18 protein-coding genes and 2 pseudogenes are annotated in these 17,978 nt (G+C 69.3%); 8 read left to right on the forward strand and 12 right to left on the reverse strand.

Annotation, left to right across the window (positions count from 1 at the left end; genetic code table 11):
* Positions 1–95 precede the first annotated feature (95 nt).
* A pseudogene (locus tag ACFW9D_RS14255) lies at positions 96–1,046 on the forward strand (carbohydrate-binding protein); the annotation flags it as partial.
* Between the two features lie 188 nt (positions 1,047–1,234).
* Here ACFW9D_RS14255 and ACFW9D_RS14260 read toward each other — a convergent pair.
* From ACFW9D_RS14260 to ACFW9D_RS14270, 3 genes are all read right to left on the reverse strand, one after another.
* Positions 1,235–1,693, reverse strand: coding sequence for an NUDIX domain-containing protein (locus tag ACFW9D_RS14260; RefSeq protein ID WP_384621730.1), 459 nt, complete (start codon positions 1,691–1,693; stop codon positions 1,235–1,237).
* Positions 1,694–2,133: 440 nt separating this feature from the next.
* A complete protein-coding gene (locus tag ACFW9D_RS14265; protein WP_384621732.1) occupies positions 2,134–2,880 on the reverse strand; it encodes a hypothetical protein in 747 nt (248 codons plus the stop codon).
* Between the two features lie 80 nt (positions 2,881–2,960).
* Positions 2,961–3,371: a RidA family protein gene (locus ACFW9D_RS14270; protein ID WP_384621628.1), complete on the reverse strand. Its 411-nt coding sequence runs from the start codon at positions 3,369–3,371 to the stop codon at positions 2,961–2,963.
* Between the two features lie 76 nt (positions 3,372–3,447).
* Between ACFW9D_RS14270 and ACFW9D_RS14275 the strand changes: the two genes are divergently transcribed.
* Positions 3,448–3,837: a winged helix-turn-helix transcriptional regulator gene (locus ACFW9D_RS14275; RefSeq protein WP_384621631.1), complete on the forward strand. Its 390-nt coding sequence runs from the start codon at positions 3,448–3,450 to the stop codon at positions 3,835–3,837.
* Between the two features lie 62 nt (positions 3,838–3,899).
* Here the strand turns inward: ACFW9D_RS14275 and ACFW9D_RS14280 are convergent, their stop codons facing one another.
* Both ACFW9D_RS14280 and ACFW9D_RS14285 read right to left on the reverse strand, forming a co-directional pair.
* Positions 3,900–4,778 (reverse strand): AAA family ATPase, encoded by an 879-nt coding sequence (locus ACFW9D_RS14280; RefSeq protein WP_384621633.1) that lies wholly within the window; start codon positions 4,776–4,778, stop codon positions 3,900–3,902.
* A 346-nt stretch (positions 4,779–5,124) separates the two neighbouring features.
* Positions 5,125–6,033 (reverse strand): LysR family transcriptional regulator, encoded by a 909-nt coding sequence (locus ACFW9D_RS14285; RefSeq protein ID WP_384621637.1) that lies wholly within the window; start codon positions 6,031–6,033, stop codon positions 5,125–5,127.
* Positions 6,034–6,171: 138 nt separating this feature from the next.
* On the opposite strand from ACFW9D_RS14285, the gene ACFW9D_RS14290 reads away from it, so the two are divergent.
* Positions 6,172–6,990: a 3'(2'),5'-bisphosphate nucleotidase CysQ gene (locus ACFW9D_RS14290; protein ID WP_384621640.1), complete on the forward strand. Its 819-nt coding sequence runs from the start codon at positions 6,172–6,174 to the stop codon at positions 6,988–6,990.
* Positions 6,991–7,031: 41 nt separating this feature from the next.
* A complete protein-coding gene (locus tag ACFW9D_RS14295) occupies positions 7,032–7,628 on the forward strand; it encodes an NADPH-dependent F420 reductase (RefSeq protein ID WP_384621643.1) in 597 nt (198 codons plus the stop codon).
* 112 nt (positions 7,629–7,740) lie between these two features.
* On the opposite strand, the gene ACFW9D_RS14300 is transcribed toward ACFW9D_RS14295, so the two are convergent.
* The 3 genes from ACFW9D_RS14300 to ACFW9D_RS14310 form a co-directional block, all read right to left on the reverse strand.
* Positions 7,741–8,643, reverse strand: coding sequence for an NADP-dependent oxidoreductase (locus ACFW9D_RS14300; RefSeq protein ID WP_384621646.1), 903 nt, complete (start codon positions 8,641–8,643; stop codon positions 7,741–7,743).
* Positions 8,644–8,875: 232 nt separating this feature from the next.
* A complete protein-coding gene (locus ACFW9D_RS14305; protein ID WP_384621649.1) occupies positions 8,876–9,508 on the reverse strand; it encodes a hypothetical protein in 633 nt (210 codons plus the stop codon).
* Positions 9,509–9,695: 187 nt separating this feature from the next.
* On the reverse strand, positions 9,696–10,676 hold the full coding sequence (locus ACFW9D_RS14310; protein WP_384621652.1) for an ArsR family transcriptional regulator: 981 nt from the start codon (positions 10,674–10,676) through the stop codon (positions 9,696–9,698).
* 56 nt (positions 10,677–10,732) lie between these two features.
* Here ACFW9D_RS14310 and ACFW9D_RS14315 point away from each other — a divergent pair, with 56 nt between their 5' ends.
* Positions 10,733–12,001, forward strand: a complete 1,269-nt coding sequence (locus ACFW9D_RS14315; protein WP_384621655.1) for an MFS transporter — start codon at positions 10,733–10,735, stop codon at positions 11,999–12,001.
* Here ACFW9D_RS14315 and ACFW9D_RS14320 read toward each other — a convergent pair.
* Positions 11,986–12,288, reverse strand: a complete 303-nt coding sequence (locus tag ACFW9D_RS14320; protein ID WP_384621658.1) for a hypothetical protein — start codon at positions 12,286–12,288, stop codon at positions 11,986–11,988. The genes ACFW9D_RS14315 and ACFW9D_RS14320 overlap by 16 nt on opposite strands.
* Before the next feature lie 245 nt (positions 12,289–12,533).
* Entirely contained in the window at positions 12,534–13,034 is a 501-nt protein-coding gene (locus ACFW9D_RS14325) for a cupin domain-containing protein (RefSeq protein ID WP_384621661.1), read from the reverse strand.
* 181 nt (positions 13,035–13,215) lie between these two features.
* Here ACFW9D_RS14325 and ACFW9D_RS14330 point away from each other — a divergent pair, with 181 nt between their 5' ends.
* Positions 13,216–14,112: a LysR family transcriptional regulator gene (locus ACFW9D_RS14330; protein WP_384621664.1), complete on the forward strand. Its 897-nt coding sequence runs from the start codon at positions 13,216–13,218 to the stop codon at positions 14,110–14,112.
* A 60-nt stretch (positions 14,113–14,172) separates the two neighbouring features.
* Here ACFW9D_RS14330 and ACFW9D_RS14335 read toward each other — a convergent pair whose 3' ends face one another.
* Entirely contained in the window at positions 14,173–14,925 is a 753-nt protein-coding gene (locus ACFW9D_RS14335) for a DUF2625 domain-containing protein (protein WP_384621667.1), read from the reverse strand.
* Positions 14,926–15,539: 614 nt separating this feature from the next.
* Here ACFW9D_RS14335 and ACFW9D_RS14340 point away from each other — a divergent pair.
* Entirely contained in the window at positions 15,540–16,121 is a 582-nt protein-coding gene (locus tag ACFW9D_RS14340) for a suppressor of fused domain protein (RefSeq protein ID WP_384621670.1), read from the forward strand.
* 177 nt (positions 16,122–16,298) lie between these two features.
* Here the strand turns inward: ACFW9D_RS14340 and ACFW9D_RS14345 are convergent, their stop codons facing one another.
* Positions 16,299–17,180, reverse strand: coding sequence for a trypsin-like serine protease (locus tag ACFW9D_RS14345; RefSeq protein ID WP_384621673.1), 882 nt, complete (start codon positions 17,178–17,180; stop codon positions 16,299–16,301).
* A 322-nt stretch (positions 17,181–17,502) separates the two neighbouring features.
* On the opposite strand from ACFW9D_RS14345, the pseudogene ACFW9D_RS14350 reads away from it, so the two are divergent.
* A pseudogene (locus tag ACFW9D_RS14350) lies at positions 17,503–17,978 on the forward strand (hypothetical protein); the annotation flags it as partial.

A 17,978-nucleotide genomic window follows, 5' to 3' on the forward strand; every position in this document is an offset into this window, starting at 1 on the left:
GGCCCCCCGCGCGGGGGCCCCCCCCCCCCCCCCCGCCGGGGCGGCCTACGGCCCCCGGGGGCCCCCGGGCGGCGGTGGGGCCCCCCCCCCGGCCCCCCCTCGACGCCGCGAAGGCCCGCCTCGACCGGGCGGCCGCGAAGCAGGGCACCACCGACACACCCGCCTGGTACGTCGACGTGCGCTCCAACACGCTCGTGGTCGAGGCGGTCAGGCCGGCCGCCGCGCGAACCCTGCTCTCCGCGGCCGGGGTGGACGCCTCCCTCGTCCGGGTCGTGAAGACCTCCGAGCAGCCCCGCCCGCTGTACGACCTGCGGGGCGGCGACGCGTACTACATGGGTGGCGGTCGCTGCTCGATCGGCTTCCCGGTCACCCGGGGCACCACGCAGGGCTTCGCCACGGCGGGCCACTGCGGCCGGGCGGGGACCAGCACCAGCGGCTACAACCAGGTCGCGCAGGGCACCTTCCAGGCGTCGATCTTCCCCGGCAACGACATGGCGTGGGTCGCGGCCAACAGCAGCTGGACGGCGACGCCGGTCGTCGCGGGGAACGCGCAGCAGGTCGCCGGGTCGACGCAGGCGACGGTCGGCTCCTCGGTCTGCCGCTCCGGTTCCACGACCGGCTACCACTGCGGCACGGTCCAGCAGCTGAACACCAGCGTGACCTACCCCGAGGGCACCATCTCCGGAGTGACCCGCACCTCGGTGTGCGCCGAACCCGGTGACTCCGGCGGCTCGTTCATCTCCGGCAGCCAGGCCCAGGGCGTGACCTCGGGCGGCTCCGGCAACTGCACCAGCGGCGGCACCACGTACTTCCAGCCCATCAACCCGCTGCTGCAGAACTACGGCCTCACCCTGAAGACGGCCGGCAGCGACCCGGGCGAGCCCGGTGAGCCCGGGGAACCGGGCGGCACCTGGGCGGCGGGCACCGTCTACCAGCCGGGCGACACGGTGACGTACGGCGGCTCCACTTACCGCTGCCTGCAGTACCACCAGGCGCAGGGCGGCTGGGAACCGCCGAACGTGCCGGCCCTGTGGCAGCGGGTGTGACCGCCTCCCGCTGAACGGCACCGGCCGCATGCCTGTCCGAACGACGCCCGTCCCGGATCCCGGGGCGGGCGTCCGTCGGCGGCAACATCATCGAGAACGGCACCGATTCATACCGTCTCGCGGCCACGCGCCCCCAAGCCGCACAACCGTTCCTGGGTTGAGGGGCCCGGCCGAAGAGGCAAGAAGGGTCAGGACTGCGCGGTCCGGAACACGAGATACCGGCTGAAGGCCTCGTGGCTGTCGGGAGTGAAGGGCCACTCCAACAGGGCCGAGTGAAGCTCCGACTCGGTCAGCCAGCCGTACCAGGCGACCTCCTCGGGATCGCGGGTCACGGTGTCCGGCACCACGGCCTCATGCACGCCGAGCCAGTGAGGGCTCAGGCCGCTGCGGTTGATGAACGTGAACAGCAAGCGCGGCAGGCCACGGAGGCCCAGCTCTTCGGCCAGCTCCCGCTCGGCAGCCTGTTCATAGGATTCACCGACACCCACGGCGCCACCGACCATGACCTCATAGAGCCCGGGGAAGCGCGACAGCTCCTCCGACCGCCGATGGACGAGGATCCGACCACGCTCATCACGACACACCGTCGAGGCGATCCGATGCAGCCAGCCCTCCCGGATCGCCTGCCGACGGGTGACCACCTCCATGACACGATCTTGACAGTCGACACGCTCCACCAGTTCTTCCACGAGACACACCCTGGCAGAGCCCACTGACAACACCGCTTCTCGGCGAGCCGTCCCCAGAACTCGACAACACTCTGGACCCGCCTGGTCCAACAACTGTTGCCGAACTCGGCATCAACCGTTCTCGCGTTACACCTACCTAGCCACCCTCCGTGCCGTCCGTCTGCCAGAGGGGTCAGACTGCGACTTCATCGAAAGCGTCGATGCCGTGCAAGCCCTCGTAGCGGACACCGAACGGCGCTTGTCGCGCAGGCCGACGGTGAGGAAGACCTCAGTTGGGCCGTCTCTGTCGACGCGGCCACAGCCGAGGTGACAGGCCACCCGCCACGACAAGATCGCAACCATCTACCAGCGGGACGCTACGTCGCCGACACTCTTCTTCGGTCTGCCGTGTAAGCGCCTCAAGAGCAGGAGCGAACCGCGGCATCCCAGGCGCCGGGACTGCGGTGATGGTTCTTGTGCCCCGCGACGAGCACGTGGCGTAGTTCGGCAAGGTGCCGGGTGTTCGCGGGGAGATCCAACTCGTCGAGGAGAGCGAGTGCGGCGGCCGGTTCCAGGTCGCCGTAGACGTCGTGAAAGCTCGTCAGGAGGCCGCGGAAGACGGCCGGGTGCAGGGCGGGTAGCCGCACGGCGGTGCGGTATGCCGGCTCCTTCACCGTCCAGCGGACCGGGCCCGAGCATTCGAGCACGCGGCGGGCGCGGCGGAGCAGGTGTTCCGACGGCTCGGCCACCACTTGGTCGATGTCGTTGCCGAGAACCTCGGCGAACGCCGTCGCCGAAGTGGTGTGGTCCTCGAACCAGTCCACCCACAGCGAGTACGTGACGGCCTCGGCGTCCCGGTCCGCCTCCAGACGCCGGCGGTAGCCGTCCCACAGCACGTCGGCCGGCAGAGGGCCTTGCGCATCGTCGTTCGCGAACCGAATCTCGCACGTGACCCAGTAGTCGTCGATGAGGTCCAGCAGCCCGAAAGCCAAACGCACCTGTTCTGCTGCCTCCAGGTCTTCGGCGAACACATCACCGGCCCAGGAGTGCGCCACCTGGTTGGCGGTGAGCAACGAGTCCGGCCTCTCGTCGTCCACCCACCCACCGGGCACCTGTCTGACGCCCTGATCGGCCAGCCAACGCCGCGCCGCTTCCTCGGCTTCCATCTCCACTCGGGAAGTATGACAAGCCTCATAGGATCCCGACCGACCCGACCGTGTCGAGGCTGCGCGGGCCTCTCGAAGAGTCAGTCCACAAGCGCGGTCGCCTCGACCTCGACGAGAACGTCCGGCTCGAAGAGGTGGTCGACACCGATGAGGGAGGCCGGGGGCAGAGGAAGCCGGAGACCGATCTCCTCGGCGACGGCCTCCACGCCGGCCATGAAATCGCCGATCTTCCCCGGGCTCCACCGGGTCACGTAGAAGGTCAGGCGCAGCACATCCGCGAAGGACGCGCCCGCCCCTGCCAGCCCAACGCAGGTGTTGCGCAGCGCCTGGGCCACCTGGCCGGCCAGATCACCGGGTGCGACCGGGGTGCCGTCGGCCTGGCGTGCGATCTGGCCGCTGACGTGGACGTGCCTGGCTCCGGTGCCCACGGCGACATGGTGATACGGGACCGGCTGCAGCATGCCTTCCGGGGTGAAGTGCTCAACAGTCATGGGCTTCTCTCCTCCAAGTAGGTATCCGTAAGCTACCTAGGAGAAAAAGGACACTACAACGAGACCAGGTTTCGCCTTGGATACCGCCGACGAACTCCGTATCGAAGCCCCACACCGCGAATTGCTCGACCAGATCCTCGACAAGTGGTCGCTCAGCGTCCTCAATGAGCTCTGCGAACGCCCCTGCCGCTTCAACGAGCTGCGCCGGGCCATTCCTCAGGTCACCCAGAAGTCGCTGACCGCGACGCTTCGGCGGCTCGAACGCAACGGCGTGGTTGAGCGCGAGGTCGTCTCCACCCGCCCCGTGGCAGTCAGGTATCGAATCACTCCCCTCGGTAAGACCCTGCGCCCGCCCGTCGACGTACTGCTGGCGTGGGCCTCACAGAACATGCCCGCCATCGAACGCGCGCGCCAGGAGTTCGAGACGCGGGAAGAGGAGGAGAGCAGCTTCAAACTCGAACGCTAGGGCCTGTTCCACGGAAGGTCGTGGAGGGGTGTTCGGAAGCTGGTCCGGACATGTCGAACGCGTCAGGCGAATGAGAAGTGCGCGGCGGCTTCCGCGGGCGTGGTGGCTTGGCGACGTCCGGGGACATCGTGGACGCCGGTTGCTCCCTCGGCGCGGAGCTGGTCGGTACCGGCGTCCCGGGTCATGGTGGCGGCGTAGGCGCGGACATCCGTGGCCGTGAGGTCGGGGCGGCCTCGCTCGGCGTGCTGCTGAAGGAGGTCGGTGACGTCCGGGTCGAATCGCAGCATGGTCACTGGGGTGTTGAAGCGTCTGGCGATGGCGATGAGGCGTGCGCGTGCCTGCGGCGTGACGTTCGTCGACTCGGCGACTGCGCTGCGTCCGATGGAGAGCCTGGCGACGATCCTGCGGTCACGTTCCTCGAAGATCCGTGAGTCCGCCGCGTCGGATTCCGCTACCGCGGGCGAGGCGCCGTAGAGCTCCGCGCGGATCTCGTCGCTGGAGACCACAGCACTCGCGTCGATCTGCCCGCGCGCGATCAGTGCCTGAACGAAGCTGGTCTTGCCCGATGCTGGTGGGCCGACGAGGACGACGAGTCCCGCCGGAACCCGGATGACGGGAGCACGAGCGCTGAGGTAGAGGGCCCCGGCGCAGTCGAGGGCTTCCTCCGGGGAACCGGCCGGCAGTCCGCTGGGCAGGATGTGGTCGCGGTAGCTGTCGTTGCCGGCCCGGTAGAGGGCGAAGCCCCAGGCGTGCAGTACGCCGGTGAAGCGCAGGCGGCACAGTGGCAGGCTCCGGCCACAGGGCAACTCGGCGGTGACGTAGGCGAATCCGGCACGGAAGCGGACGTCGATGCTGTCCACGTGCAGCCGACGATCGCGGGCGTGGCGGTTCAGTCGCTGGCGCAGCTGGTGCTGCATCGATTCCGGCGGGTTCTTCGGCACGAGCCCATCCTGTTCGGGTGCGGCGGCGGGCCGCCGCGTGATCGTTGGCCGTGCATGGTGAGTGACGGGCAGGTACGGGGTTTCGCTGGTGCCGGAGACCTGGGTTCGCGCGCGGCTGGTGCGGACTGCGGGTTTCGGCACAGTCCGAGGTGCGGGCGGTGCTGCGGGCCCGGATCGTGTTCGCGCCAGCGGACGGGCTTGCCAACGGTGCGATCGCCGCCCGAGGGTTCCTGGACCGCCGTCACCGGCCAATCACACCCGGCAAGGAGATTCACGTCGTGCTCGACAACGGTCCTCCAAACACGACCGGGTACAGAATGCGTGCGGGGCGGCAGGGTGGCGCCGGCTACGACGGCGCCCCGTCCAGGTTCAGCGCCGTGCGGGCCAGCCCGCGCAGCCAGGCGTGGGCGGGATCGGTGTCGTAGCGGTGATGCCATGACAGATACACCGGCGCCGGAGGCAGTTCGAGCGGGAGAGGGAGCACGGCCAGGCCGAGGTCGGTGACCGCTGACCGTGTGGTGGCTTCGGGGACGCAGAGCAGGAGATCGGTGGTGCGCGCGAACTCCAGCGCGGCGGCTTCCGTGGGTGCGCTCGCCACGACGCGGCGGGAGAGGCCGAGTTGCGCGAGGGCGTCGTCGAGGGCGTTGCTGAGGTTGCCGCGTCGCGAGACGGTGATGTGTTCTGCGGCGGCGTACTGCTGTGCGGTGAGGGTCTTGAGACGGGTGAGGGGGTGATCCTGTCTCACGACGACGACGAGGTGCGTCTCGCCGACGCTCTCGGTACGGATGTCCGGGGCGCTGGGGCGGTTGGCGTTCGCCTCGAGGTCGACCTCGCCTCGCCGCAACTCTGGTGTGTCGGTGCTGGATTCGGCGACGAAGCGCAAGCGCACGCCCGGAGCCTGCTCACGGACGGCCGAGAGCAGTGCGGGCCCGCTCAAGGCGATCAGGGAATCGTGCCAGCGGAGTGTGAACGTGCGCTCCAGCGTTGCCAGATCGAGTTCGCGGCTCGGGGCCAGGACCCCGTGGACCTGGTGGAGGAGCTCGTGCACCTGTTCCCGGACGGCGAGCGCGTACGGCGTCGGGGTCATCGTGCGGCCGGTGCGCACGAGGATCTGGTCTCCGGTCGTGCGTCGGATGCGGCCCAGGCTCCGGCTCATCGCGGGGGCGGTGACGTGCAGGCGCGCGGCCGCGCCCGCCACGCTGCCCTCTTCCAGCAGCGCGTCGAGTGCCGCGAGCAGATTCAAATCCAATTGCATCTGAGTAATCCTAGCCGTGCTTTACATGCATTTGATGTTAATGACGGGGCTGCATACCGTTGAGGCGAACGCGCAGGACACAGCGCGGAGTTCGGCCCTCGGCCGCCTTCATTCCACACCTCAGACGGGAGTACCACCATGTCCGAAACCCTTCAGAGCACTGTCGTCGCCGCCTCCGATGCCGACCTGCTCGCCCAGACCGCGTCCGCAGTGCGTGAGGCGGGTTCGGCGCTGCGTGAGCGCTACGGCGAAGTGGTCCGCTACCAGAGTCGCGAGCAGCTGATGCGCGCGCTCGCCGTCAACGACGACGCGGCCCTCGATATTCTGCGGCCGCGCCTCACGAGCCTGCGCCCGGACGCCGGCTGGGTCGAGGACGAGCTGGACGGCGGTGCGCTGCCGGCCGGTGAATGGTGGGTCGTGGATCCGGCCGAAGGCAACGTCAACCACCTGCACGCCCTGCCGGAATGGGCGGTGACCGCCACCCTCGTGCGGGACAACCAGCCCGTGCTCACGGCAGTCCACCTTCCGTTGACCGGCGAGACCTACACCGCGCTCACCGGCGCGGGCGCCTACCTCGACGGCCGGCCGCTGCACGTCGCCCCGACCGAGGATCTCGGTCTGAGCATCGTGGCCACCAGCCAGGCCCGGCCTGACGAGGACGAGAACGTTGTGCGGCGCGTCGGCTCCTCGATCACCGCGATGCTCTTCGACGCGCTCGTCGTCCGCACCGCCGTGCCCGCGACCCTGCACCTGCTCAACGTGGCCGCGGGACGCATCGACGCCTTCTGGCAGTTCGCCGGAGCCCGCGCGGACCTGCTGCCCGGGGCGCTGCTCGTCACCGAGGCCGGCGGTCGGATCTCCGACGCCGAGGGCCGCCCGTGGACCCCGCAGAGCGAGAGCTTCCTGGCCGCCGCGCCCGGCGTCCACGCCGAGGCCGTCACCACACTCTCCCGCTGACCGCGAACCACACCCCGCACGCACGGAAGGACCAGACCATCATGACCGCGATCGCAGTTCTCGGAAACGGCCGCGTCGGCAGCAACCTCGCCACAGCCCTCACCCGGGCAGGACATCAAGTCAAGGTGGCCGGCCGTGCGCCCGGCGCAGCCGCCGACGCCGCCCGGACAGCACAGCTCGTCATCAACGCCACCCCCGGAGCCGGTTCGCTGGAGCGGCTCGCCGCCCTGCGCGAGGAACTGCGAGGCAAGATCCTCGTCGACGTCTCCAACGCCACTGTCGACGGACCGGACGGACTGCCCGCCGAACTGCTCCACCCCGGCTCGAGCCTCGCCGAGCAACTCCAGGAAGCACTCCCGCACACCCGCGTCGTCAAGACACTCAACACCATGCTCTTCCCGGTGATGACCGCACCGGACCTGCTCGCCGAGGCCCCCGACGCTTTCCTCTCCGGCGACGACCCTCACGCCAAGCAGACCGTGCGGGACCTGCTCATCAGCCTCGGCTGGCGAGAAGAGTGGATCACCGACCTCGGCGGGATCCAGACCGCCCGCGCCACCGAGGCCGCGATACTCTTCGTGCCCCACGTCATCCGGACCAGCGGATTCGCACCCTTCGCCATCAAGATCGCCCGCTGACCCGCACACCGCGCAGCACCAGAGCGCACCGCCAGAGCACGGCACGGCACGGCACGGCACGGCACGGCACGGCAAGCGTGCTACCGGCCTCAATGGCCCCTACGCGGACGGGTCAGTCCACGACCAGTACGAGCTTGCCGCGCACCATCCCGGCCTCGCCGACTCGGTGCGCGTCGGCCACCTCGGTCAGCGGGAAGGTCCGGCCGACCTGGACGGAGAACCGTCCTGCCTCGGTCAACCGGGCCACCTGGTCCAACGCGTAGGCGGCACGGCCGGTGTCGCCGCGGCTGATGCGGATGCCCGCCTGCTGCGCGCCCTGGAAGTCGGCGACCGTGATCACGCGCTCGGGCGCGCCCGCGAGCCCCGCGAGTTCGGGAAGGACTCCGCTGCCGGCGATGTCCAGTGCGAAGTCGACACCCGCCGGCATGATGGCCCGGACTCGTTCCGGCATCCCTTCGCCGTAGGCCACGGGCTCGGCCCCGAGAGAGCGAAGGGCTTCGTGCGTGGCTGGGCTACCCGTGCCGATGACGCGGGCACCGCGCTCCACCGCGAGTTGGACGGCGGCACTTCCGACGCTGCCCGATGCACCGTTGACGAGTACGGTGCTGCCCGCCGTGACGCCCAGCTGGTCGAGTGCGCGGGCTGCGGTCTCGGCCGCCACAGGAAGCGCTGCGGCTCTCGTCCAGTCGAGCGTGCTCGGGATCGGGGCCCAATGGGACAGCACGGCCAACTCGGCTTGGGCGGCTCCGTAAGGTGAGACCCCGAAGACCCGGTCGCCGACCGTGACACCCGAGACGTCGGCGCCCACCTCGTCGACGATTCCCGCGGCCTCGTAGCCCAGGGTCTGCGGAAGGACCTGGTCCATCAGGCCCTGACGCTTCTTCCAGTCGCTGGCGTTGACCCCCGCAGCGCGGACCTTGATCCGTATCTCGCCGGCACCGGGACGGGGATCAGGGAGGCCGACGATCTCAAGTACTTCCGGACCACCGAACCGGCTGAACCGTGCTGCCCTCATGACGCACTCCTTCCGCGGAAGAAGTGGCGGATCGTCCGATACCGCGTGTGCGTGCACTCCCCTGACCGGCTGTCCGCTCGGTCCAGAGCACGTTTCTACTCCGATTCATCGACCCTACGTCATGACCATCGCGGCCCGCGAGCTGCCCGTGGAGCCACCTGACCGTGAGCGCGGTCAATGAGCAGCGAGTGCCGCGTGCGAATCGGACGCCCGTCAAGCGTCCCCTGCGAGATCAGTCCGCCGGCGAGGTCAGGGGGTCCGGTCGGGACAGCGCCTCGGACAACGACAGTCCGTCCCTCGCGGCAACGGCCCGACGGATCCTCAACTCAGCGCGTGTCCGCGGACGGTACTTGGGCTCCTTGCCACACCCGCAGACCGACAGCCCCTCGTAGCGCAGCCCTTCACCCAGCACCGCAGCCACCACAGACCAACTGCGGACGTCGCGCCTGGGCGGCGGAGCGAAGTCGTGGCCAGCGCAGAGGAGAGGCTGAGAACAGTTCGGGCACAGGTGCTCCCGCTGCAGGTCGGCATGCCGCTTGAAGCTGACACGGCACGAGACGCACGCGTAGTGCAGCTTGTAGTGGGTCATGGCGTAGAAGCACACCGGGTCACCGTACCGAGAGGCGCTTCGAGCCGACCACCCGTTTCGAGTGACCAGCAGGGCGATCGTGATCAGGCCCCAAAGGGTGACCGGGCCGGTGGCCGTCAGCGCGAGGGCCTGCCAAGCGGCAGTGGCGTAGTCGACGCGGTCAACGACACCGAACATGGTGAGCGCCTGCCCGCCACTGAGCGGGATCGAGCTGAACAACGCCGTAAGGACCAGGCCACCGAGCAGCGCGGCAGCGAAGGCCGCACCGGCCCGCACCGCCTTCCGCCGATGACGGGGTCGCCCGGAGTGATTCTCTGGCCGCGACCCGTCACTATGCATTGATGAAGCGGGAGAGGAATGATGCCTGACGCTCGCCTGCGAACTCCTTCACCAGGCCGGTGGCGGGTTCTTTGACTGAACGTCAGACACCCGTGTCCGTGCGCGCGGCGAAGCAACCCAACGCCTACCTGCCCACCAGCCCGTCTCCCAGCCGGCTCCGCCGGTACAGCACCTGCCGTCCGTCCCGCGCCCGCGTGACCAGACCGGTCGCGTGCAGCACGCGCAGGTGCTGGGAGACCGCGCTCGGCGTGATGCGGAAGCGGCGCGCCAGCTCCACCGTGGCCAGCGGCTCCTCAAGAATCCGCAGCAGTTGTGCCCGCGTCGCGCCGAGGAGGTCGGTGAGGGCACCTGGAGATGCAGGCGGCGGCTCGGACCAGAGCGTCGCCACACCCCGGCTGGGATACGCCAGCATCGGTGCGACCGCCGCCGTCACCGGCGGAGCCGGCTTGTGGGCGAACACGGACGGCACCAGCAGCAGGCCGCGTCCCGCAGCCTCCGTATGGAACCCGGGTCCGATCATCCGGTGCATCTCCAGCACCCCCTCCCGCCAGACGAGATCGGGGTGCATGTCGGCGAACAGCAGTCGTAGCCCGCCCGTGGCGAGCTGCCGCGCCCGGTAGGTCATGTCGGCTTCCAGCACCAGGCGCATCTGCCGCCACCACGGCTCGATCGCGACTTCCCAATAGCCCTGCAGCAGTTCGCAGATCGCGTCCCGGAGGGCCAGCACCGCTGTGTCGTCGCCCGCTGACGCCGCCCGCAACGGCTCGGGCAGCGGATCGGGAGCGTGCGTATCGCGCAGATCGCGGCGTACGAGAGCGGGCGTGGTCTCCCGTACGACCGCCATCTCCTCCGCGAAGGACGCCGAGAACGCGACCGGCCGCGGCGTCAGGAAGTCCGGCAGGGTGCGGCGCTGCGCGACCAGCGACAGCAGCAGACCGGTGTCCAGGCCGGAGAGCCGGTCGAGGACCGCCCGGCGCCACGGTAGGTGCACCGCCGAAAGACCGGGCTCGCGCAGCACGCGTAGGCTGCACACCGCCTCGTGCAGGGGCGACAGTGCGAAGCGGGTGTCGGCGAGGTCCTCGCCCCCGAGAGCGAAGCTGATCATTAAGGCATACGCTACATCTGTTCCCGCCGGGTGCCCTCGCACCGTGGGATACGGGCATGACAGCACCGCAGTCACTCCTGAGCCGCCGGCTCGTCCTCCTGCTCTCACTCACCTGCGCCGCAGCCGTGGGCAACTTGTACTTCGCGCAGGCCGTCACCCCACTCGCCGCCTCAGGCCTCGGCGTCTCCGCGGGCGCGGCAGCCCTCACCGTCACCGCCACTCAGGTCGGCTACGCGGCCGGCAACTTCCTCATCGCGCCGCTCGGAGACCGGCTCCCCCACCGGACCGTGCTCACCGTCCTGCTCTGCCTCACCGCGCTCGGCCTGCTCGCCGCCGGCTGCGCGCCCGCCCTGCCCGCGCTCGCTGCCGCCTCCGCCTTCGTCGGCCTGACCACCGTCGCCGCCTCCGTCGTCGGCCCGCTCGCCGCAGGGCTGGCCGCCCCCGAGCGACGCGGTGAGGTGTCGGGGACCCTGCTCAGCGGCTCCATCGGCGGCATCCTGCTCTCTCGGACCTTCGGCGGTACGCTCGCCGAAACCCTGGGCTGGCGGGCCCCCTATCTGGCGGCCGCCGCAGTCATGCTCGTGCTGGCCGGCGTCCTCCGTGCGGCCCTCCCCGCGACCACGCCCGCAACGGCGGACACCCACACCCCCTACCTCGCCCTGATCACCGCCCCCTTGCGCTTCCTCCGGGAAGAACCCGAACTGCGCCGCTCCTGCCTCTACCAGGCCTGCGTGTTCGCCGGCTTCTCAGCCGTGTGGACGTGCGTGGTGCTGTTGCTGACCGGTCCCGTATACGGAATGGGCGCGCCGGCCGCAGGTCTGCTCGCGCTGGTGGGGGCGGTGACCATGGTCGCCACCCCGTTGGCCGGGCGGGTCGTGGACCGGCGCGGGCCTGACGTGGTGAACCTGGTTTGCCTGCTGGGCACGATCGCCTCCGCCGGAGTGCTGACGGCCGGTGCACTGGGCGGGGCCGCGGGACTGTCGGCGCTGGTCGTAGGGACGCTCCTGCTGGACGTGGCGATGCAGTGCGGGATGGTCGCCAACGTCACCCGTGTCTACGCCCTGCGCGACGACGCCCGCAGCCGGCTCGGCACCGCCTACATGACCTGCGCCTATCTCGGCGGCAGCGCCGGCTCCTGGCTGGGCGCCCAGGCCTGGGACGCCGCCGGCTGGGCCGGCGTGTGCGGGCTGTCGGCGCTGCTCACCGCGGCTGCGCTCGTACGGCATCTGACCGCCGCCGGACGACACCGGTCCGGCGGCGTTCTTGAGGAATCGCCTGTCGAGGACGGTGCCCGGCGGGGCCGTTCCGGTCAGTACCACTTGTAGCCGGTGCAGTACCGGATCTGCCTGTTCTTCTCATAGACCGCGGCCTGGACGGCGAATCCCGCGGTGGTGGCTGCGGAGCGGGCCGAGGTCAGCCAGCCCATAGCGGCGCCGCTGCCGTTGTAGAAGGCGTGCCACGGGTAGTACGTGTGGGGACCGGCCGCGCTGAGGGAGATGAAACGGATCCGCACGTGGTGGCCGTCGGCCCGGGTGTCAGCCAACGAGAGACTCACGGACGGGTACTTGTGGGAGCCCGGGGTGTAACCGTCGACGTGGACGGTTCCGCTCACGCCCCTGGTACTGCACCTGGCCGTCGCGGCCGCGGCATGCGCGGGACTGCTTGCCTGACCCACCAGGATCAGTCCTGTGAGTGCAGTGATGGCGGCCAGGGCCCGGGAGCGGTTTCGCCATGTCATCGTCATTGCCTCACTCATGTTCGTGCCGCCGGGTCCGGCGGCTGCTCCATCGCACCTTCGCGATCTTTCACCGACACCATCAAGGTCGCCGTCGCAGTCCTCACCATCGGAACAGCGAGTCAGACGAAGAAGCTGTCATGGCGGACGAAGAACTCCGCGCGCTCCTTCTCGCTGAGCCCCGCCAGCTCGGTGACGCCCTCGAAGTAGTCCTCTCGGGGCGCGCCGGGCGCGAAGAGCATGAGCATGGACGCCGGTTCGCCGGACTCGTTGCGGAAGGCGTGCAGGCCTCCGACCGGCACGTACAGGTAGTCGCCTGAGGTCGCGTCGACCCAGCGGCGGCCGTCGTACAGCCGCATCGTGCCGGACAGGATGAAGAACGACTCCGACATCGCCTTGTGGAAATGTGTGCTCGGCCCGCTCGCCTCCGGCCCCATGTCCACCCGGTACAGGCCGTACTCACCGTTGGTCGAGAGCGTGGTCGACAGGTAGTGGAACGCGGTGCCCTGCGCGACGGTGGGGTCGGCGGGCTTCGCGACGAAGTCAGGCGCGGTGTCCGCGGGCCGGAAGCCGGCACTGACCTCGCCATGCTCACCGAAGTAGCGCGGGTCAGGGTAGGACATGGGATTCCTTTCAGGTACGTCGGCGCCGCCTGGCCGGCCACCAGGGAGCGCCTGTGCAGCGCACCTTGTTCGTGTTCGTACGGCTGAAGACCTGACCAGCTTCGCCACGGCCGTGACCTGGAACAACAGTGATCTGCTCAAGTACCGTTCAGTGCGGCTAAGTTATCGGGGAGCGGAGAGCATGGAGCGACAGGAGCTGGAGGCCTTCCTGGCACTGGCCGAGGAACTGCACTTCGGGCGCACGGCTCACCGCCTGGGTCTGTCCGCAGGACGGATCAGCCAGGTGATCAAGGCACTCGAGCGTCGGGTCGGAGTGCCCCTGTTCGAACGCAACAACCGTCGCGTCGCCCTCACTCCGGTCGGCGAACGGCTCCGCGACGACCTCCTGCCGGCACGCAGGATCATCGACGAGGCACTCGCCCGTGCGGTCGCCGCGGGGCGCGGCATCACCGGCTCCCTGCGTATCGGCTATTCCAGTTCGATGGCTGCCAATCTGCTGCTCAACACCATGGAGACGTTCCGCACGTCCCATCCCGACTGCGACGTGACGATCCAGGAGATCCAGCTCTCCGACCCCTATGGACCGCTGCGCAGTGAGCAGGTGCACCTCCAGGTCACCGAACTGCCCGTGGACGAACCGGATCTGGACTCCGGGCCCGTGCTCTACACCTCGCCTCGGGCCCTCCTGGTCTCGAGCTCCCACCCCATGGCCCGACGCGAGACGGTCTCGCTCGAAGACCTCACCCACGAAACGCTGCTGACCATCGGCGGCACGGTCCCGCAGCATTGGCTCGACTACAACTTCCCGCGCCGGACGCCCTCCGGCCGCCCGATCCCCCAGGGCCACGCGGCGATCTCCTGGCAGGAGATCCCCTTCCTCGTGGCCGCGGGTCAGGGCGTCTCGCTCGCCTGCACCGAAGCCGAGCCCCACTACTCCACACCCGGCGTCACCTGGATCCCGGTCCAGGAGTCGCTCCCCTGCCACTTCGCCGCCATCTGGCCCAAACACGGCATGACCACCCGCGTACGAGCCTTCCTCGAGACACTCCACAACACGACACCGGCAGGACGCCGGTAGGAGGCCGGTAGGAGGCGGGCGGCACCGGGCACAGCTCGTCGAACGAGTCAGTCCTCCGAGCTATACCGCACCCAGGAATCCCGGATCGACCGAGCCCATCTGCAGGGCGAAGTCAGCGGCGACGCCGAGGACTTCACGCATCGGCACGGCACGGCGACTGGTGGCCGCGAGATCAGCTTGAGCCTCCTGCAACCACACGAACGGAATCACCGAGATGCCCTGCGAGAAGGACAACGAGGCCACCTCCTCACGCCAGCCGGGCCAGCGCAGCCCTTCGTAGAACTTCTCCAGCCGCCCGGACAGCATCCAGGAGATCCATGCCGAGTGACCCATCTCCATCGCTTCCCACTCCAACGTGTCGGGAGCGAAGTAGGTCATCTGTCCTGGAACGCCGGGCCGACCCAACGCTTCCGGGTTGTGGCCGTTCAGCGCGAACACCCCGCCCAACACGTCGTGGCCGACCACCAAGCCGTTCGCCGGCTGCCAAGCAGGATCGAAATGCGCGGGGAACGCATTGACCTGGGCAAGACTTGGCAGACTGCCGCCGTCTTCACCCGACCCCCCGGCGAAGACACGCACCCATCCGTCATCGAGGACCAGGCCACCACAGTTCAACGCCATGGCGCCGAGTACTGATCGTGCCGTGACCTGCATCTGCAGCAGACAACGGCGGCTCTCGCTCCGGTCAGCGGTCAGTACTTCTACCGGGACAGCACTGGCCGCGAACAGGTCCTCCAGCTCGGGCCAGGCCGGATCGTCCACGCTGATCAACTCATCAATTCCACGCACCCGACGATCATCCCAGCGCTGCACGACACCTTCGACGCCAGGCCCGTGAGACAGGGTTCCGGCCATCGCCGATGAGGCAGCGGATGAAATTCGGCTCCGTTGCGGACGACGACGCGGGGACGGATCCGCAGTATCGTCGCTGACGCTGCGCCGGCCGACGGGTGCGTGACGTCCCACTCGACCTTGCCAGGGCCCGGCGTCTGCTGATGCCGAGCCATACCAGGACGTGACCGGGACGGTCACACGACGGCTTGCGGGGGCCTGAGTGAGACAGCGCATCAGCAGAACATGGTGGGGTGAACTGGCCACCTATCTGGCTCTCGGTGTCCTGGTTGCGGCAGCCCTGTGCCTTGCGGCGTCAGCCCTCCTGATGGGTCTGCCTCACGGGTGGCATGCGGCGACGACATGGGGGTACGTCGAGCACCGCTTCCTGTGGCTGGCCGAGCGAACTGTTCCGGCAGCGGCCGTCGCCTACGTCGTCGTGCGTCTGCGTCGCGCCCACACAGCCCATCCTCACCGTCACGCCGAGAAGCAGGAGAGGCGGGACACGCCGCGCGGACAGCAGCATCAACGGGGGCAACACCGCTGACCTTCGTCACCGACAGAAGACCCAGGGACAGCGTGAGATCCTCTCCATCATGTTCGAGAGCGAGCGAAACCAGCGGGCGGCAGCAGGCGTCGAGGCCCACGTTCGCGACTTCTTCACCGGCCACATGATCACGGTCAGCGACTACGACCTGGGACCCGAGCGAAGGGAACTGGTTCCCGACCTGCGGATCCTCACCGTCAGCCCGGGACCGCGCGCCGACAGCTGGGCCTACGTCACCGCCGGCTGCTGGTCCACGGTCGAGACGGACGGTCACAGCCTCGAATTCGTCCTCACCGCTCCCGTCCGCGACGGACGCTTCGCCGAGCTCCTGGCAATGACCGCCTCCTACCACGCCGGTCACCACCTCGACGTCGAGCACAGCCTGCCCATCGGGGAGCCGTGGCTGCCCGGGTCCCACTGCGACCACCTGCTGATCAGCCTGCCCTACCTCCATGGACCTGACCTGGAGCACTGCGCGCTGCCGGACGGCCATGCCCGCATCCTCTGGGCCCTGCCGGTCACCGCAGCCGAGATGGCATACCGCCGCGAGCACGGTCACGAGGCCCTCGAGCAGCTCTTCGACGAGCGGGGGATCGTCCCGACCGATCCCAGGCGTCCGTCCGTCGCCTGAACTTCGCGGGGGTATTTTCACTGCTCGTGGCTCGGGAGTAGCCACGCTTGTACGGACGCCCGGTCCCGGTGGTTGGCCACGCGGGTCCTGACTTCGCACCCCGGCCCCGGGGCATCGAGTCCGGGACGGCGGCGACCGCATCCTCCCAGGCTCGCCCGCTCCGGGGCCGGGGGTCCATCACGGCAGCTGCACGAAGGGCTTCAGGAAGGCGCGGGCTCCTGGAGTGTCCAGCCGGTAAGTGACGTTGGTGGCGTAGCACGGGCCGTCGCCGGTGATGGTCGTCGCCGCGAGGATGCGCTTGCCGCCGATGGTGGCGAAGTTGGGGCCGCCCGAATCTCCGTAGCACGCACCGCCGTTGCCCTGGGGTGCGGTCATGGCGAGGCGGACCCACGCGTCGTTGAGGGCGTCGAATCTCACGGGCGCCTTCAGGCGGACGCCGCCGCCCGGGTGGGTCTGGCCGCCGGGCCCGTTCACCGCTTCCTGGGTGCCGTAGCCGGCGACGGTCCAGTCGGTGGAGTCGAGTTTCCGGGGTCCCATCGCGTCGAGTTGACCGGCGGTCGGCAGTGTGGCCGGGGTGAACGACCAGCGCGCGGACATCTTGGCGGCGGGTACTTCGACGACCGCGATGTCGTGCGGGTCGGAGGCGGGGCCCGGATAGTCGGGGTGGCTGTGGGCCGTGCCCGGTACGGCGACGGCAGCGGCCTGAGCGGCGGGATCACCGGGGTACTTCTTCGCGGCGGCGTCCAGTCCTGCCTGGACGTCCTGGTCCAGGGAGACGTAGAACCGCACGTTGTCCGGCCAGTCCGTGGTGCAGTGGGACGCTGTCAGGAAGGTGTCGGCGTCGATCATGGTGCCGGAGCACACCCAGTCCACGCGGTCGGGCGTGGCCGGATCGTCGTCGTTGTCCCAGGTCGCCACGAGAGCACCGACCTCGGTGCGTTCGGGAGCAGGGGTCGCGTTGTAGGAGTTGATGGCGGGCGAGGGCATCGCGGCGGCCAGCACGGTGGCGCAGGCGGCCGCGGTGACGGCGACGGCGTGGATGGCGCGGTGGGTGGTCAAGAGGAACCCTTCGTCTGGTAGTCGGGCGTTCCACCTGTGGGGGTGGGGGCATTGAAGCGCCTGTGATCGTTTGTGACAAGACCAGAGGGCTGCGGCTTGTGTTGTGACTGGTTCGAGGCGCCGTGGCCCCCACCGTTGAGGTTGAGCGGTGCTTGGTGATCGAGGAGTGCGCGTGGATCTTCACCCTCGATTCCGCGTGTTCCGGGCCCTCGACGACCGTTAGACGGTCGGGGCCGAACCCGCGGCGTGCGGTGCTCGGATCACCCGCGTTCTCATCCGCACACTCCCCGCCCTCAACCCCGACCCCTTGGACTCTCCACCCATGTCGCTCTGGCTGCTCAATCACTTCTCCACCCTCACTATCGCCGTCCTCGCCGTCGGCGGCACCGTCCTCCTCGCCGTCACCGGGAGCGTGCTGATGCGCCGCAGATACCCCTCCCTCGCACGAGGTGAGCACAACGACATGGTCGAGGCGACCTTGGGGATGTTCGGCGCGATCTACGGAATCATCCTGGCCTTCGTCATCGTCACTCTGTGGACGCAGCTGGACAGCGCGCAGACCATCGTGTCCGCCGAGGCCACCGACGCAGCCCTCATCGCCCGTGATGCCCGCGCCTTCCCCACGCCGGTCCGCGCCGACCTCGACCACGCGATGAGCGGCTACGTCCACGCCGTCGTGGAGGACCAGTGGCCGCGCATGCGGTCCGGACAGCCGTCGTACGGGGCGACCGAGACACACCTGCGGTCGGCGTTCGCCGTGCTGCAGGCCTACGACCCGAAGAACTCACGCGAGGAGGT

Source organism: Streptomyces sp. NPDC059524 (assembly GCF_042749255.1).
In the GTDB taxonomy this organism is placed as follows: Bacteria; Actinomycetota; Actinomycetes; order Streptomycetales; family Streptomycetaceae; genus Streptomyces; species Streptomyces xanthii.